General features: G+C 32.9%; 16 protein-coding genes. 2 read left to right on the top strand and 14 right to left on the bottom strand.

The window, feature by feature from the left end; genetic code table 11:
* Nucleotides 1-199 precede the first annotated feature (199 nt).
* Nucleotides 200-826 (top strand): Holliday junction resolvase RecU, encoded by a 627-nt coding sequence (gene recU, locus AAA453_RS08575; RefSeq protein WP_285323178.1) that lies wholly within the window; start codon nucleotides 200-202, stop codon nucleotides 824-826.
* Nucleotides 823-3,066, top strand: coding sequence for a transglycosylase domain-containing protein (locus AAA453_RS08570; RefSeq protein WP_427704423.1), 2,244 nt, complete (start codon nucleotides 823-825; stop codon nucleotides 3,064-3,066). Before recU ends, AAA453_RS08570 begins: the two co-directional genes overlap by 4 nt.
* A gap of 163 nt (nucleotides 3,067-3,229) precedes the next feature.
* Here the strand turns inward: AAA453_RS08570 and AAA453_RS08565 are convergent, their stop codons facing one another.
* The 14 genes from AAA453_RS08565 to aroA form a co-directional block, all read right to left on the bottom strand.
* A complete protein-coding gene (locus AAA453_RS08565; protein ID WP_427704421.1) occupies nucleotides 3,230-3,559 on the bottom strand; it encodes a YpoC family protein in 330 nt (109 codons plus the stop codon).
* A 5-nt stretch (nucleotides 3,560-3,564) separates the two neighbouring features.
* Nucleotides 3,565-4,224 carry an endonuclease III gene (nth, locus tag AAA453_RS08560; RefSeq protein ID WP_427704420.1) on the bottom strand — a complete coding sequence of 220 codons (660 nt, stop codon included), beginning with the start codon at nucleotides 4,222-4,224 and terminating at the stop codon, nucleotides 3,565-3,567.
* Nucleotides 4,214-4,900 carry a DnaD domain-containing protein gene (locus tag AAA453_RS08555; protein ID WP_046465357.1) on the bottom strand — a complete coding sequence of 229 codons (687 nt, stop codon included), beginning with the start codon at nucleotides 4,898-4,900 and terminating at the stop codon, nucleotides 4,214-4,216. Before AAA453_RS08555 ends, nth begins: the two co-directional genes overlap by 11 nt.
* An 88-nt stretch (nucleotides 4,901-4,988) precedes the next feature.
* Nucleotides 4,989-6,281 carry an asparagine--tRNA ligase gene (gene asnS / locus AAA453_RS08550; protein WP_427704419.1) on the bottom strand — a complete coding sequence of 431 codons (1,293 nt, stop codon included), beginning with the start codon at nucleotides 6,279-6,281 and terminating at the stop codon, nucleotides 4,989-4,991.
* A gap of 93 nt (nucleotides 6,282-6,374) precedes the next feature.
* Nucleotides 6,375-9,077: a helicase C-terminal domain-containing protein gene (locus tag AAA453_RS08545; protein ID WP_285323182.1), complete on the bottom strand. Its 2,703-nt coding sequence runs from the start codon at nucleotides 9,075-9,077 to the stop codon at nucleotides 6,375-6,377.
* Nucleotides 9,078-9,100: 23 nt separating this feature from the next.
* The gene (locus tag AAA453_RS08540; protein WP_046465360.1) at nucleotides 9,101-10,072 is read right to left on the bottom strand and encodes a biotin--[acetyl-CoA-carboxylase] ligase; all 972 of its coding nucleotides are present in this window, start codon (nucleotides 10,070-10,072) and stop codon (nucleotides 9,101-9,103) included.
* Entirely contained in the window at nucleotides 10,059-11,264 is a 1,206-nt protein-coding gene (locus AAA453_RS08535) for a CCA tRNA nucleotidyltransferase (RefSeq protein WP_427704417.1), read from the bottom strand. Before AAA453_RS08535 ends, AAA453_RS08540 begins: the two co-directional genes overlap by 14 nt.
* Nucleotides 11,257-12,405 carry an N-acetyl-alpha-D-glucosaminyl L-malate synthase BshA gene (gene bshA / locus AAA453_RS08530; protein WP_046465362.1) on the bottom strand — a complete coding sequence of 383 codons (1,149 nt, stop codon included), beginning with the start codon at nucleotides 12,403-12,405 and terminating at the stop codon, nucleotides 11,257-11,259. Before bshA ends, AAA453_RS08535 begins: the two co-directional genes overlap by 8 nt.
* Nucleotides 12,406-12,437: 32 nt before the next feature.
* Nucleotides 12,438-12,755 carry a nucleotide pyrophosphohydrolase gene (locus tag AAA453_RS08525; RefSeq protein ID WP_285323470.1) on the bottom strand — a complete coding sequence of 106 codons (318 nt, stop codon included), beginning with the start codon at nucleotides 12,753-12,755 and terminating at the stop codon, nucleotides 12,438-12,440.
* Nucleotides 12,756-13,130: 375 nt separating this feature from the next.
* Complete coding sequence (locus AAA453_RS08520; RefSeq protein WP_046465364.1) at nucleotides 13,131-13,826, bottom strand: zinc metallopeptidase; 696 nt, start codon at nucleotides 13,824-13,826, stop codon at nucleotides 13,131-13,133.
* 37 nt (nucleotides 13,827-13,863) lie between these two features.
* Nucleotides 13,864-14,466, bottom strand: coding sequence for a DUF1405 domain-containing protein (locus AAA453_RS08515; protein WP_046465365.1), 603 nt, complete (start codon nucleotides 14,464-14,466; stop codon nucleotides 13,864-13,866).
* Between the two features lie 4 nt (nucleotides 14,467-14,470).
* The gene (locus AAA453_RS08510; RefSeq protein ID WP_427704415.1) at nucleotides 14,471-15,031 is read right to left on the bottom strand and encodes a YpiB family protein; all 561 of its coding nucleotides are present in this window, start codon (nucleotides 15,029-15,031) and stop codon (nucleotides 14,471-14,473) included.
* A gap of 18 nt (nucleotides 15,032-15,049) precedes the next feature.
* Entirely contained in the window at nucleotides 15,050-16,297 is a 1,248-nt protein-coding gene (locus AAA453_RS08505; RefSeq protein ID WP_046465367.1) for a tetratricopeptide repeat protein, read from the bottom strand.
* Between the two features lie 4 nt (nucleotides 16,298-16,301).
* Complete coding sequence (aroA, locus tag AAA453_RS08500; RefSeq protein WP_427704414.1) at nucleotides 16,302-17,600, bottom strand: 3-phosphoshikimate 1-carboxyvinyltransferase; 1,299 nt, start codon at nucleotides 17,598-17,600, stop codon at nucleotides 16,302-16,304.

Here is a 17,600-nt window from a genome sequence, read left to right as displayed (position 1 = left end):
TTCTAAAGCGTCGTCTTACAATTATGTTATAATAGCGCCTTATTTAGTTCCAAATATTGTTTAATTATGCAAAGCACGTTAAAATGTACTTGATGTATTTGTAAATACATTGATTCATATTTCAAGGTTTGGAAAAATTTGCCAAAGTCGGGTATAATGGAAAAAGTTTTTGATTTCCAAACTAAAGTGGTGAAAAACAATGAATTACCCTAATGGGAAACCATTTAATAGAAATAAGTCTCAAGTCGGACGAACTCATAAGGGTCAAACGGGTAAAATAGACTATGGTGGCAGAGGTATGTCGCTTGAAAATGATATCGAACTGTCGAACACTTACTATTTGAACCATGGAATGGCGGTTATACATAAAAAACCAACGCCTGTTCAAATCGTAAATGTTCATTATCCTATGAGAAGTAAGGCTGTAATTAATGAGGCTTATTTCCGAACGCCGTCTACAACTGATTATAATGGTATTTATAATGGACATTACCTTGACTTTGAAGCGAAAGAAACGAAAAATAAAACTTCTTTCCCATTGAGTAATATGCATGAACACCAAGTTTCACATATGGCGTCTTGTTTCAAACAAAATGGAATAGTATTTTTATTAATTCGATTTAAAACGCTTGATGAAGTATATCTACTTCCCTATTCTAAGTTTGAATACTTTTGGGAAAGACATACAAATAACATTAAAAAGTCGGTAACGGTTGAAGAAGTAAGAAAAAATGGTTACTATATTCCTTATCAGTATCAACCACGATTGAATTACCTCAAAGCTGTTGATAAGTTGATATTAGATGAAAGTGAGGACCGCGTATGACGGAGAAAAAAAGGACTTCCCAATCTAAAAAGAAAGGTAAGTCCGAGCAAAAAAAGAATAGGAATATTAAACGAACGATAATCAAGATAATTGGCTTTCTTATCATTGCCTTCATTGTCTTAGCGTTAATAGGTATCTTGTTATTTGCTTATTATGCTTGGAAAGCTCCAGCATTTACTGAGTCAAAATTACAAGATCCAATCCCAGCTAAGATTTATGATAAAGATGGAGAATTGGTGAAAACAATTGATAACGGACAACGACGTGAACATGTTGAATTAGATGAAGTACCTAAAGCAATGAAGGATGCTGTTTTGGCTACAGAAGATAATCGCTTCTACAGTCATGGTGCACTTGACTATAAACGTCTGTTCGGCGCTGTTGCCAAAAATATCACTGGTGGATTTGGTTCGCAAGGTGCATCGACTTTAACACAACAAGTTGTTAAACGATCATTCTTGACAGATAAAAAATCTATCGCACGTAAGGCACAGGAAGCATACTTATCATACAGATTAGAACAAGAGTACAGTAAAGATGAAATATTCGAAATGTACTTGAATAAGATTTATTATTCTGATGGTGTTTATGGTGTGAAAGCGGCAGCTAAATATTACTTTGATAAAGAATTGAAAGATTTAACTTTAACTGAGGAAGCATATCTTGCTGGATTACCACAAGTACCAAATACGTATAATGTTTATGATAATCCTGAAGAAGCGGAATCACGTAAAAATACTGTGCTATATCTCATGGAATATCATAATAGGATTTCTAAAGAAGAGAAAGAAAAAGCACAAGATACTAAAATACAAGATACACTTGTTCAACGAACTAATGAAGAACGACAAGTAAGCAATGATGATTCTAAAAAAGAATATGATTCATATATTAATTTTGTGAAATCAGAGCTTATGAATAATAAAGCGTTCAAAGGTGAAGATTTAGGATCTGTATTAAATAGTGGCATTAAGATTCATACGAATATGGACAAAGATGTTCAAGATACATTGCAAGAACGTATAGATAATGGTAGCTACTATAAAAATGATGATCAACAAGTTGGTTCATCTATCGTAGATAGTGAAACTGGTGAACTTGTTGCAATATCTGGTGGTAGAAATTATAAAGACGTCGTTGATAGAAACTTAGCAACAGATGCACACCCTACCGGATCGTCATTAAAACCATTCTTATCTTATGGTCCAGCAATTGAAAACATGTCTTGGGCAACAGATCATGCCATGAAAGATGAAGAAGAATATCAAGTTGATGGTGTTACATTTAGAAACTATGACTTGGAAAGTCACGGAACAGTTAAACTTTATGATGCATTACGTCAAAGTTTCAACATCCCTGCCTTAAAAGCTTGGCAATCAACAAAAGAAAATGCTGGAAACGATGCACCGAAGAAATTCGCTGAAAAAGTAGGATTAGAATACGAAGGAGATATTGGACCTTCTGAAGTATTAGGTGGTTCTGCATCTGAGTTCTCTCCTACACAATTAGCATCAGCATTTGCTGCAATTGCAAATGGTGGCGAGTACAACAATGCACATTCTATTGAAAAAGTTGAAAAACAAGATGGCGAAGTCATTGAATATGACCATACAAGTAAAAAAGCTATGAAAGATTCTACTGCTTATATGCTAGCCGAAACACTTAAAGGTACATTTGAGGCTTATGGCTCTGCATATGGACATGGCATTTCTGGATTAAACATAGGTGCTAAGACAGGTACAGGTACTTATGGTCAACAAACTCAGCAACAGTATAATCTACCTGATGATGCTGCTAAAGATGTTTGGATTAATGGTTTCACTCCTAAATACAGTATGTCTGTATGGATGGGATTCAATGAAGTTAAACAAGGCGGAACAAACTCATTTGTAGGAAGTGATGAACAAGAATATCCTCAATTCCTATTAGAAGATGTAATGTCTAATATTTCGCCACGCGATGGTGAAGACTTCACGAAACCAGATTCTGTTAGCGGAGACAGTAAAGATAATTTATCAGTTAAAGGTGAACCTGATGACAATACAACTGATAATGATCCTAAAGGTCAAGGCAGTAACAGTGATTCAGACAGTGATTCAGACAGTGATTCTGATAGTGATTCAGACAGTAATAGTTCAAGTAGTAACAATACTGGTAGCACGAATACCAATAATACAAGTGGTACAAACACTACCAATGCAAATAGAAGTGGAACAGCTACTTCAAATAGTACACAATAACAAGATTTTAGTTTTAAAAGACCCGCTTTCCATATTAATTGGAATCGGGTCTTTGTTTTTAGTTAAAGTATATTTATATATCAATTCATCAAACAGATACAATCATGAATAAAAAAACAGCGTAAGTCTCCTAACTTTGAGAGCTTACGCTGTTTTTAATTGTTTAATGTTTGTTTTTTAGACGAATTTGATAAGATGCGTTCATTTTAATAAGTTCTGATTTTAATGTTTTCATTTGGCTGTAACCCATAAAATGATATTTACGTGCTATCATATAATGATATCTTTCTTCAAAGTTCATTGGAACGACAGCATATTCATCTAAGCAATTAAAATCAATCATTTCAATATCATTAATTTGTTGAAAGTAAAGTTGAATCAGATTAAAGTATTGATCTAACAATCTTTTTGCTTCTGGTAATTTTAATTTTTTTACTTTCGCGTATGAATCCAATTCCAGTTCTAACTTTGTAAAGTCTTCTTTTGTAATCATTTTATTCATGCCTCTTTCAAACTTGCTTTATAGCGCTTTTGCCCTTCTCTACATTCTTCAAATAATGGACAAACATCGCATTTTGGTTTACGAGCTAAACAATGATAGCGACCGAAAAATATGAGTTGATGATGTGTTTTGTTCCATCTTTCTCTAGGAACTACTTTACACAATTTATCCTCTACTTGACGTACATTATCTTTCCATCGGCATATACCTAAACGTTTTGAGATACGTTCTACATGTGTATCTACAGCTAATGAAGGTTCTCCAAAAGCTACGCTCATAACGACGTTGGCCGTTTTCCTACCCACACCTGCTAAGCTTTCTAACTCATCGTGTGTTTGAGGAATCTTACCATCAAATTTATCTAAAAGCGATTGGCTTAATTTTTGAATGTTTTTGGCTTTATTTCTATATAAACCAATAGTACGTATATCATTTTCTAATTCTGAAATATCCACACTTAAATAATCTTCAGGTGTTTTATATTTTTCAAATAAAGGTTTCGTGAGTTTATTTACAGAAATATCAGTTGTTTGTGCAGATAAGAGTACAGCAATTGTAAGTTCAAACGCATTGTCATGGACAAGTTCGCATTCAGCATTTGGAAACATATCAGCTATGACATCAACCATTTCAAGTGCTTTTTTATTACTTACCATTTGGATTCTCCCCATTCAGCCAATCAAATTTAGGGACCTTACTAACTGTATGTTTCATTTTAGGTTGGTTAAATTGGCGGCTAATTTTTTTTGAGTCTTCAATCGTTTTTACATTATTCTTTTTCCAATTCAGTAAAATACGATCGATATATTTAAAACTCATTTTATTTTGGCTCTCTGCTTCATTTAAAGCAGCTTGAATGACACTTAAATCATGTTTATCTATATCTAACCATTGATTTAATGTTTCTATCTCGTATGGAGATAAAGGCCTGCCAAACGCTTGTTCAATTTTTTGAAATAGTGTATTGAACTCTAGTTCAGATTCGTGCTCATCTTGTTTTACATTCATTTGTTGCATAATTTCACTTAATCGATCATAGAACTGATTAAGGTTCATATATTCAGTAAACTTGCCTTCTTCGTCTTTATTGACATTAAGCTCTAGTAAATCATGTTGTATTAGAGTTTGAATGATTGAAGTGATTTCTCTTGAATCTAACGCAGAGCCTTGCTGTAAAGATTCAATTGAAGGTTGTTTATTAGAAGTTTCTGATGCATGTAATAATTTGATTAAAATAACTAACTCTGTTTCATTTAAACCTAATTCATTGTAATGATCAAGTAGTTCTTTTCGAATTACGACTGGTCTCGTTTTTAATTGTTCTCTATCCAAAGTAGCCCCTCCCATCTTTGATATTGCTATAAAAACGTCCAGCCATTATTTGTGGACTGGACGCTTATTGTGAATCTTATTTTAAATATTATGGATATAATCGATTAAGTAAGCGTGGGAATGGTGCAGTTTCACGGACATGGTCTACACCTGATAACCAAGCTACAGTTCTTTCTAATCCTAAACCGAAACCACTATGAGGTACGCTGCCATAACGACGTAAATCTAAATAATAACTATAACTCTCAGCGTCTAAGCCATATGCGTTAATACGTTGCTCTAGCAAGTCAAGGTCATTTATACGTTCAGACCCACCTATAATTTCGCCATAACCTTCAGGTGCAATGAGATCTGCACACAGTACAGTATCTTCATTTTCTGGATTTGGTTGCATATAGAAAGGTTTGATTTTTGTTGGATAGTTAGTGATAAATACTGGTAAATCATAATGATTAGCGATAGCCGTTTCATGTGGAGAACCGAAATCTTCGCCCCATTCTATATCGTCAAAACCTTGTTCTTTTAAGAATACTACAGCATCATCGTATGTGATACGTGGGAATGGTGTAGTTACTTTTTCAAGTTTAGATGTATCACGCTCTAATACATTAAGTTCAAGTTTACAATTATTTAATACAGATTGAATAACATGTGTTACATATTGTTCTTGGACTTCTAAACTTTGTGCATGTTCACAAAAAGCCATTTCAGGTTCAATCATCCAGAATTCAATTAAATGACGACGTGTTTTAGATTTTTCAGCACGGAATGTCGGACCAAATGAGAACACTCTACCGTGAGCCATTGCAGCAGCTTCCATATAAAGCTGTCCACTTTGAGATAAGAATGCGTCTTCATCAAAGTATTTTGTATGGAATAGCTCGCTTGTGCCTTCAGGTGCACTTGCTGTTAAAATAGGTGGATCAATTTTTGTGAAACCATTGTCATTAAAGAAGGCATAAGTTGCACGAATAATCTCATTTCTAATTTTCATTACAGCATGTTGTTTTTTAGAACGTAACCATAAATGACGATGATCCATTAAAAATTCTGTACCATGGTCTTTAGGTGTAATTGGGTAATCATGAGCTTCTGAGATTACTTCTATAGATTTCACTTGCATTTCGTAACCAATATCTGAGCGATTATCTTCAGATATAATGCCAGTAATATAAATAGATGATTCTTGTGTTAATTCTTTAGCTAATTTAAATATTTCCTCAGTTACTTCTGCTTTTGCTACGACACCTTGCATAAAGCCCGTACCATCTCTTAATTGTAGGAATGCTATTTTCCCACTTGAACGTTTATTAGTTAACCAAGCGCCAATAGTCACTTCTTGGTTTAGATATTTTTTAGCTTCTTTAATCGTTGTCTTCATAGCCAGTCTCCTAATAATATTGTAGTCTTCTTTTCTTTATCCTTATATATTTTAACAAAATCGATGTATAAGTTCTAGTTGCGCGTGCTAAGTTTATTGATTGCGTTTGTCTTCTTTTTTTAATTTTTTGAGTATGCTTGAAAATTGTTTGATATCGCCTTTATTTTGACGATAACTTTCTAATGATTGTTCAAAAAATTGCTTGTAATTACTGCGAATTAAGCGATCATCAAAGGATACGATAATCCCTTTATCATTTTCGCTACGTATCAATCTACCAAGACCCTGTCTAAAACGCGTTACAGCATCAGGTAATACATAATCTTTGAATGTAGAAGTAAACTCAGACTCCATTAGCCAATATTTTGTATTGTTTTGATTCATAAAAGGCAACTTAGCAATCATTACACATTTGATACCATTAGATTGAAAGTCAAAACCTTCAAAGAATGTACCTGTACCTAATAAAATTGCTTTATTAAAACTATTAAATTGTTGAACAATCTTATAGTTTTGATTTTGCTGTTGTGTCAAAACCACATAGTCTTCAAATTCTGGCAATTCATTTAATAACTCTTGAACCATATGCATCATTTTATAACTTGTAAATAGTATTAAACATTTAGACTCTACAATGTTAATATACTCAATTACATAATTAACAATAGAACTCACATAATCATCAATGCTTTTATAATTATATGAAGCTACATCATTAGGTATGAATACAGTAGTTTGGTTTGGTGACATCACCTTCGAATCAATCTCATACGTGTTAAAGACGATATCTTTATTAAACCAATGTTTGAAGTTTTCAAATGAATGGTTAAACGTTAATGTACCTGAAATAAATGTAAGTGATTTAAATTTATCTAATACTTGTGTGGTCAATATTTCTTTAACATCATAGTCTTTAACATTAAGTCTAATTGTTGATTTTTGATTTATATTTTTAATTGATAAATAACTTGTGTGATTATTTTTTAAACTGTGTTCAATTTCTTTAAAACGATCATTAATATAAAGGATTTGTTTGCGCACCGACTTGATTGTTTTATGACTCATACCATTGAAGAATTCTAATGTCATATTGAGTTTATGAATAATTGAATGTAAATCGTTCAAAATTGGTGCAACGTCAAAATGATAGACAAAATGGAGCTTGTGAACTTCATCATCATGCACTTCAGAACTTTGAATGATGTCAAAAATAGTAGTGAATAATTGCTCATTTAAATCATGTATCTCATTGACTGTTGTTTTTAATCCGAAAACATCTATAGGCGGTATATCTAATTTTTCAAGAATTCTTTGTTGTTCTAAATGATCGATAGATTTAAGTAGCTTTTCATTTTCTGTCTTACCAATTAAGCCAAGTTGATATTTAATATCAGAATAACTCAATTCATTAGTCACTTGGCTTAAAGCATAGTCAGGCAAACGATGTGCTTCGTCGATAATACAATCATCAAATAATTGATATATAGAATTATCATGAGCAGCATGTATTAAATGAGCATGATTTGTAATACCAATTTGAATATTTTGAGCATTTCGTTTAATGAAATTGAAGTAATGTATATCGTTGCGAACAGGCACATAAGTCTCTAGCTTTTGTTCGAAATACATTTTTTGCCCGCCTTTTAAATCTAGTTCTTGAATATCACCTGTATCTGTTTCGGTAATCCAAATTAATAATTGCATTTTTAATATGCCGACTTCGTAATTACTGGCTTCTTCTTTCAAAATTTGGCTGATTAAACCTAATGAGATATAATCACGTTTACTTTTTATTAAAGTAGCATTTATTTTGAAATCTAAAGCTTGTTTAAGCGCAGGTATATCTTTTTCCAACAATTGGTTTTGTAATAATTTAGTATTAGTTGAAATCATTACGTGTTTACCAGTTTCAATATTATACATTAATGATGCGAGTAAATATGCAAATGACTTGCCACTACCAAGTGGTGCTTCAATCATTGCTTTTTCACTATTCATTAATTGTTCTAAAATAATCTCAGATAGATACAATTGTTGTGGTCGATAGGTCAAACTAAGTTCCTTAGTAATCAAGGTATATAAATCTTTCAAAGTACCATCAAAATCTACTGTAGGTGCCTTGAAATCTTTTTGTTTTTTATAAATAATTTGTTCGAATTGGTCATAAACATCTTCTAGTGGTTTATCTTCATGATTACGCACCATTTCAAATAAAATATCATGTAAGTCATATTTTAAATTCTTACTTAAATAATATAGTTGTTTCAAAGTATCTAAAGGTAACGTTTCGAATTTCTCAAATGCGAGTATCATAAGTTGCGCTGTTGTTGCGGCATCTTCGTCAGCGCGGTGTGCGTTGTTTAGAACAATACCATGTGCTTCTGCTAACTCACTTAACTGATAACTTTTATCTGTTGGAAAAGCGACTTTAAATAATTCTAACGTATCCATTACTTTTTTTGGACGATATTTGATATCACAATTTTTAAAAGATTTTTTTATGAAATTCAAATCGAAAGCAACGTTGTGTGCCACAAAGATACACCCATCTATTTGTTTATAAATATCTTCAGCTATTTCATGGAAATATGGTGCTTGATTTAACATTGCTTCTTCTATTGACGTTAATGCTTGTATAAAAGGAGGAATTTCTAAATCTGTTTTAATCATTGAATGGTACGTGCCGATTATTTTATTTTCTCGAACAAAAGTAATACCTATTTGAATAATTTCATCATAGTCTAATTGATTTCCTGTTGTTTCTAAATCCATAACGGCATAACACGGTTTTGTCATTCTCATTCCTCCTTTCAACGAGGTTAAAATTCTATATCTGCACTGATTAAACGATGTTGATTGTTTGCTTCATCCAAAACAAGTAAAAACCCATCTTCATCAATATCAACTGCTTCTCCGTGGAATTGTCTACCATTTTCTGTAAATCTTAATGTTTTGTTCCAAATATTCGAGGCTACTATGTATTCTTCTCGAATAGTTGAAAATGGTTCTGTAAGAAATTGTTTATATCGGTATTCAATATTACTTACAAGTGATTGTAAAAAATAGTAACGATTAATTTTTTCGTCAGCATGAATGCGGACACTTGTGGCTTTTTGTTGCAGTTCTTCACTAAAATCTTCTTGTAAGTGATTCATATTAATACCAATGCCACAAATTACCGCTTCAATACCATCACTATTCGCAACCATTTCTGTCAAAAAGCCACAAACTTTTTGTTTATTTATATAAATATCATTTGGCCATTTAATGGTAACCGGATCGATACTGAACTGTTGTATCGCATCTCTTATTCCTAGAGCCATAAATAAATTGAATTTTGTTATCATTTCAAAAGGTACATCAGGGCGTAGCACAATCGACATCCACAAGCCTTTTCCTTTGGAGGATGACCAAGGTCTATTGAATCGACCTTTACCTTGTGTTTGTTCATCACTTAAAATAAGAAACGTATTTGTATTACCTACTAATTTTTGCTTAGCCAATAATTGAGTTGAATTAATACTTTCCAATATTTCAACTTGATCAAATACATTTTGTGCTTTTAGCATTGGTAGGACAATGCCACTATACCATTTATCAGGTAATTGGATTAAGCGATGCCCTTTATGATTCACTGAATCAATCTGACATCCTTCCAGCTTAAGTTGATCTATTACTTTCTTTACGGCTGTACGTGAAATACTTAATTGTTCTGCTATAAACTGACCCGATATATAATCAGGTTGGTGTTGATACAATATTTGAACAACATCTTTACTATATTTGGACATGTGTTTTCACCCACTTTAGCAGTTCTGGTTTAAAGTTTTTGACCTCATCTGATATGATGGCACATTCAACCTGACGTAATATGGATTTAAGCCATGCGCCACTCGGTTTATCTAATGCTTGTAATATATCTTTGCCATCTATATCCATTTCTTTTCTTGAGGAAATCGGTAATTTTTGGCTAACTTCATTGATGGAAGCAGCGTTAAAAATAAATGGAGATACCTTCATAATATTGTTGTCATTGAGCATGCGTTCATAACTTAATACTTGTAGTATATCTTCTTTGCCATAATCATAAACAAATAACTTCAAATTTTGTTTGCTTTGGATTTCTGGCATTTGTTGTAACATACGTTCGAGTCTGGTGATATATTTCTTTTCATTGTTGCTAATTTTCAAATCCGAGAGCTGTGTGTCAACATCAGGTTGTTGTGCTTTTAAGAATGCAATTAACATTGATAATGATATTGGTTCTTCTAATATGAATTTTGATAAGTCAAAACGGTTAAAAAATGGTATATAATTAAATGCATTAAAATACTTTAAATTATTGAAACTTTGAGCCACATATTGACCTAATGTTAATTTTTTAAGTTCAATTACGATACGTTCAATAGATAAATGCGCAATATCTGCTATATGGGCATGCATACCATTAAATGTGGCTTTCTCTAACGTAAAGCCAAGTTGTGATTGAAAGCGCAATCCTCTAATAATTCGTAACGTATCTTCGTTAAATCGTTCTGCTGGATTGCCAACTGTCTTGATTAATCGCTGTTCTATATCTTTTAGACCATCAAAGTAATCATGGATTTGATAATTCACATCCATAGCAATGGCATTCATTGTAAAATCTCTTCGTTTTACGTCTTCGTATAAGTCTCTTACGAAAAAGACTTCATTAGGTCTGCGATGATCATCATATTCCCCTTCTGCACGAAAGGTTGTCACTTCATATTGATCGCCATTATAGACGACATTAATCGTACCATGCTCCCTACCAATAGGAATGGTCTTATCAAATACTGCTTCAATTTCATCTGGTGTGGCACTAGTCGTAATATCGATATCATGAATTGGTTTTTGCATTAAGTAATCTCTAACTGCGCCACCAACATAAAATGCTTGGTAATGATGTTTTTGTAAAGTTTCTAAAATCGGCTTTGCCGCTTCGAATAATGTTTTAGTCATTGTTACCCTCTAACATTTTTTTGTAGTAATACTCATATTGATCTGCAATTAAGTCAGACGAAAAGCGTTCTGAGACATCTGCTAGCATGCGTGTTTGCATTGTTTTATAAAGCTTTGCATCTGTGAGTAATTTTAAGGCATACTGGCTTGCGCTTGTACTATCACCTACATCAACTAAAAAACCGGTATCTTCATGTTTAATGACTTCTTTAATTCCACCAGCCGTAGAACCAATTGGCACTACTCCGGATTTCATTGCTTCAAGTAGTGTTAGGCCAAAACTTTCTTTTTCACTTAGTAGTAAGACTAAGTCTGAAATTTGATAAAATTCACTAACCCAATTTTGTTTTCCTAAAAAAAGAACTTCATCTTCAATATTTAGATCACGTGCTTTTTGTTTCATATCCATTAATTCTGGACCATCGCCTAATAATAATAATTTTGATGGCATAGATTTATGTACTTTTGCAAATGTATCGATAATAGTATCGATACGTTTTACGCTTCTGAAGTTTGAAACATGAATTAAAACCTTCTCTTCTGGTTTAATACCATAACAAGCTTTTAATTGTTCATTTTCTTCAGTTTGTACATCAGGTTTTGTTGGGAATTCATTTTCTCGAACAAAATTATATATTGGAACAATTTCTTTATCTGTCTCAATAATATCATTAGTTTGTTTCGCAAGTGACTGGCTTACACTCGTCACAATATCACTTTCTTCTATACCAAACTTAATTGCATTTTTTAAAGAATGATCATAACCTAGAACAGTTATATCAGTCCCGTGCAATGTAGTCATAATTTTAATGTCCTTTTTGGACATATGTTTTGCTAAGATACCACAAACTGCATGAGGCACTGCATAGTGCATATGTAACAAATCTAAATCATACTCATTGATAACCTCAGCAATTTTAGTACTTAAAGTTATGTCATAAGGAGCATACTGGAAAACAGCATACTGATTGACTTCAACTTGGTGAAATGTGATATTTGGTAATGGTTTTCGTATTCTAAAAGGTATATTAGATGTAATAAAATGGATGTCATGCCCTCGTTCAGCAAGCTTTATGCCTAATTCAGTGGCGATGATTCCAGAACCACCCATAGATGGGTAACAAGTAATGCCTATTTTCATAAGGTGGGACACCCTTTCTATTTCAAATTAATTTATTTGCGTTCAAAACGATCTTTATCACGAGTATTAAATTTATTCATTGTTTCATCAAAGCTTTCTGTCATATCAATATCTAAAGAATTGGCAATACATAATAAAACGAATAAATTATCGCCTAGTTCTGCTTTAATTGTATTTTCGGCTTCTGTCTCTTTTTTCTTTTTCTCACCGTGGTAGTGATTAATCTCTCTTGCCAGTTCACCAACCTCTTCAGTTAATCGCGCAAGATTAGCTAAGGGAGAGAAATACCCTGTTTTAAATTGACCAATATAGTCGTCCACTTCAGTTTGCATATTTTTCATAGTCTTCATCATATACGCCTCACATTCTAACGGTTTCTTATATAGTATAGACTAATTTTAGGCTTCATGCATTATTCCTGCAATAGTTAACCGTTATATTATTTACTATTTGACTATGATCTTTTTAATTTGTTTATTTCATTATTACACGTAATTAAGTAGTGCATGCTTCTTTTTTTAAAATAGGTAAATTAATGTTTTTGCTTTGATGTGTTTTTAATGTGAGATTTAACTTTGTAATGAGCGGAATGTCTTTTAAATAAAAAATGGGAGCGAGACATAAATCTAATTTTTGTAATAAGATTTCACCGTCTCACTTCGGCAAAGGTGACTATAAAAAATGAGGTTGAGACATGTAATTATGTCTCAACCTCATTTATATTATTATTCACTTGATCTAGCAATAAGAATAAATCTTGCAAGTTCTGCTAATGCAACTGCAGTTGATGCAACGTAAGTCATTGCTGCTGCTGTAAGTACTTTTTTAGCATGGCGGTGTTCTTTTTCATTAACAATGTCTAAGCTTTTTATTTGTTTCATCGCTCTACTACTTGCGTTAAATTCAACTGGTAGTGTAACGATTGAGAATAATACTGCAAGAGACATGAACGCAATACCAATCCATAATGCTGTAGAACCTAAAGTGCTTTGCATAGTAGTTAAAATAATACCCGCAAATACTGCTAAGTAACCAATTGAACTACCTACGTTAGCCAGTGGTACTAAAGATGTTCTGAATCTTAAGAAGAAATAACCTTCTGCGTGTTGTATCGCATGTCCAACTTCGTGAGCTGCGATTGCTGTACCAGCAACTGAAGGTCTACTGAAGTTAGCTGGTGATAACACAAGGACTTTCTTTTTAGGATCATAATGATCTGTTAAGAACCCTTTTCCTTCGACGACATCTACATCATAAATGCCATTTGCATGAAGTATTTCTATAGCAACTTCTTGACCAGTCTTACCACTTGTCGATCTTACTTGTGAATACTTTTCATAATTAGACTTAACTTTGTGTTGCGCCCATAAAGGCAATACCATTAGAATAACAAAGTATATAATCATATAGATAAAAGACAAAAATCCTCACTCCTTTATAAACATTTTACTGTGAACGTTAATGATGGTCAAATATTTTATCCTTTTTAAATCGAGTTAAATTTAAATATAGCACTAAAGGTATGACACTTAACCAAAACGCGAGATAAGCAACACCTTCAATATGGCTAGCAATAAAATCATAGTAAGGATATTGCATAAATACATAATCAATAATGTCATTATGGAATACCCATATCACAGCAATAGTAAAAGCAGGTATAGTGATTTTAAACCTTGGATAAAAGAAAAATGCCTCTATAGCCATTATACCGTGAGAAAGGATAAGCATACAGCCAATGATTGTAACCGAGTCATATTGGATAAACATAATAATGTTCATAATAACAGCCCATACACCGTATTTTATCAACGATACAAAAGCCAAAGCTTCTATAATTGGTAAGTTCTTACCTGCGATGAGTCCAATGAGTGCAATACATAAAAATAATGAAGCTGTTGGACTATCTGGCACAAACGGTACGAACTGCCAACTGGACACGCTCAGTTGACTGCCATACCATATATAACCATATATCGTGCCTAATAAATTACAAATAAGCAGAAAGTAAAGTACACCTTTATTATAAATGAGTAAATGCCATAAATATTTTATATTCATAAGGTCAATCCTTCATTGTTTTATTTACATTTCTTAACTCAAAAGTATTAAGGATTTGAGTTAATTGATAAAACAGTGCTTTATCATGCAATTGTAAACTTAAATCAATATTATCTTGTAAATGTGTGATTATAGAGGACTCGCTTTGTTTTGATAGTGGGATACTATAGATGTCTTGCATATACATAGCATAGTATGGTGAATGTAACAATTGCATTAATAATAATTCATCTAAACGAGATTCTCTTGATAGTGTTTTACTAAAATGCAGTTTGATATCAAAAGACACAGCATCGTTTGCTACATAATTGAAGATTTCGTCACTATTAATCAACTGTTGATTTTTAAGTGTAAACCTAATACCTTGTTGATCAGTATCTTCCATAGCAATTTCCAATATATGATGTTCGGAAATGAGTTCATCCACAAAATGGATTTGTTGCAATAACTCAGGTGAAGACTTAATTAAGTTTAATACCCACACACTAATCCTAGATTTAAACTGATATTGAAAAAGCAGATATTCAATGAAATTAGCTTTCACTTGTTGTAGGGTATTGCTCATCTTAATCACCTTCCTTGACTAGAAAGATAATAATCTTTCTGCTTCATCATGCCATGTTTCATTGCTTGGATCTAATTCAAGTAATTGATTTAGCATTGCTTTTGCTTGTTCAATTTGTCCGATTTCAACTAGATAGAAATAATAATCACTTAGAAACGCAGATTGCGTGTGCAATGTTGGATATGCTAATTCAAAGAAATGTTGTGCTTCTTTGTCACGTTCCTCTTGTCCTAATGCAAATGCTAAATGCCACATAAAGACGGGATCTAAATCTTCTTCGTCAACATATTTCAATAATGCTATAAGTGCCTCGTAGTCTTCTTCCTGTCTATATAAATCACTTAGGATTAAAAGTGGTTCTTGATAAGCATTATCAACTTCTAAGGCTTGCAGTAATAATTGTACACCTTCATTAGCATCGCCATGTTCAATTGCTATACTGCCTGTTGATACCATCAACTCTTTATAAAATTGACTTAATCTCAAGCCTTCTTTACCAATTTCAATGGCTTCTGCATGGTTATGTTCATTTTCATAAAGTTGTTGCAGATAAAAATAGCCTTGTAAGAAGTCTGGATCTTTAGATAATAGTGTTTGAACTAAATTAATCGCTTCTTGAGAGAGCTCATTTTTTTCATAAGCAATCGCTTTTTTAAAGTAATCTTCAGATACCATTTCTTCTTCATTAATTTCATCGAACATTTTAATCGCATCACTGTAGTTTCCACTTTGCAAACTACAGTCTGCTAAGCGAGAAAATAAATTTGTGCCATTCACTTGATATTCGCCTGTTTCAAGCACAGTTTCGTATTCAGAAACTGCACGTAGGTATTGTCCGTCAAAATACAATAATTCAGCAAGTGCATAGTGTATGATTGGATCATTTGGTTCTATATCTATGGCGTCAACCAATTTATCTATCGCAACTTCTAACATATTTAATTGTTGATATAAATCAGCTTCTAACATTAAACGTTCAGTTGATAACTCAACTTGGTTTAAATATTCTAAAGCTTCATCAGTTTGATTCTCAGCCATTAAACCTTCGATGAAGTAAATAAGCAATTCACTTTCATCAGGATATTTATGGTATAACGTACGGAATACTTCAAGCCCTTGAGGCATTAAACCGTAATTATATAACGTTTCACCAAGTATAAAAAGTGCATCGTCCTTTGGAGAACTTAATGCTTCATTCACACGAGTGTCTAAGTTATCTAATTTTTGTAAGTTGATATCGTCTATGAGTTTATAGATATCTTCCATACTTTTATCCCTCTTTTTCTAATTGTTTTAACTTCGTTAAGAAACCTGGGAAAGAAACATTTACAGCATCGAATTGATTAATAGTTAACGATTCATCTGTTAATAATGATGCAATTGCAAGCATCATACCTATACGATGATCAGTAAAACTATCGACTGTTGCTGTTTGCTTTAAAGTAGAAGGATGAATAACCATACCATCACTTGTTGGTTGTAACATAAATCCTAATAAATTTAGCATATTCGCAGTTGTATCAATACGATTTGTTTCTTTAACTTTCAATTCTTCTGCATCTTTTACAATACTTGTACCTTCAGCTTGTGAACATAGTAATGCTACAATTGGGATTTCGTCAATTGCTCTTGGTACTAAATCGCCATTAATTTGGATTGGCTTCATATCAGGAGAATATTGTATGCGAATTGAAGCAGTTGGTTCTGGACCATCTGTTTGGTTGAATAGCGTAATGTTCCCTTCCATTTGTTTCACGATATCTATAATACCTGAACGTGTTGGGTTTACGCCAACATTGTGAATTGTAATATCACTGTCTTTTGTTATCAAGCCCGCCACTATAAAATATGCTGCTGAAGAAATATCGCCTGGCACATGGAAATCTACGGGGTGAATGTGTTCGATCCCTCGTTTTGGCATTTCTATCGTTTTCCTATCAGTAGTAACAGGAATATGGAAATGTTGGAACATCGTTTCTGTATGATTACGTGTTGTGCCTAGTTCTTTAACAGTTGTCGCCTCTTCTGCAAACAAACTTGCGAATAAAATTGCACTTTTTACTTGTGCACTCGCAACTTCCATCTGATAAGACATGCCATTAATTTGTGCTGGTTTAATGATTAGCGGTGTGTAATTATTATCCACGCCTGTTATATTAGCGTTCATTAAGCTTAAAGGTTTCATAATTCTGTCCATCGGTCTTTTACCAATAGATTCATCACCTGATATAACAGTTTCAATACCTAAACCACTTAACAGACCAGCGACCAAACGTGTCGTTGTACCAGAATTACCTGTATACAGTACTTGATGAGGCGTTTTGAAGTGTTTATAACCAGGCGAATTAATTTCTATTTTATCTTCGCCAACAGTAATTTCAACACCTAATTGCTGGAAAATTTCCACTGTATTCAGACAATCTTCACCAAGAAGCGGTTTATATATTGTAGAGGAGCCAGATGCAAGAGAACCTAACATAATGGCTCTATGTGTCATTGATTTATCTCCTGGCACTTCTATTTCACCAATCAATGGTCCGTTAATGTCAATTGTTTTACTGTTTGTCAA

Origin of the sequence: Staphylococcus parequorum, assembly GCF_039237145.1 — a bacterium.
Taxonomy (GTDB): domain Bacteria; phylum Bacillota; class Bacilli; order Staphylococcales; family Staphylococcaceae; genus Staphylococcus; species Staphylococcus equorum_A.
Note: the sequence above shows the minus strand (reverse complement) of the source record. Positions and strands in the feature narration are given on the sequence as shown.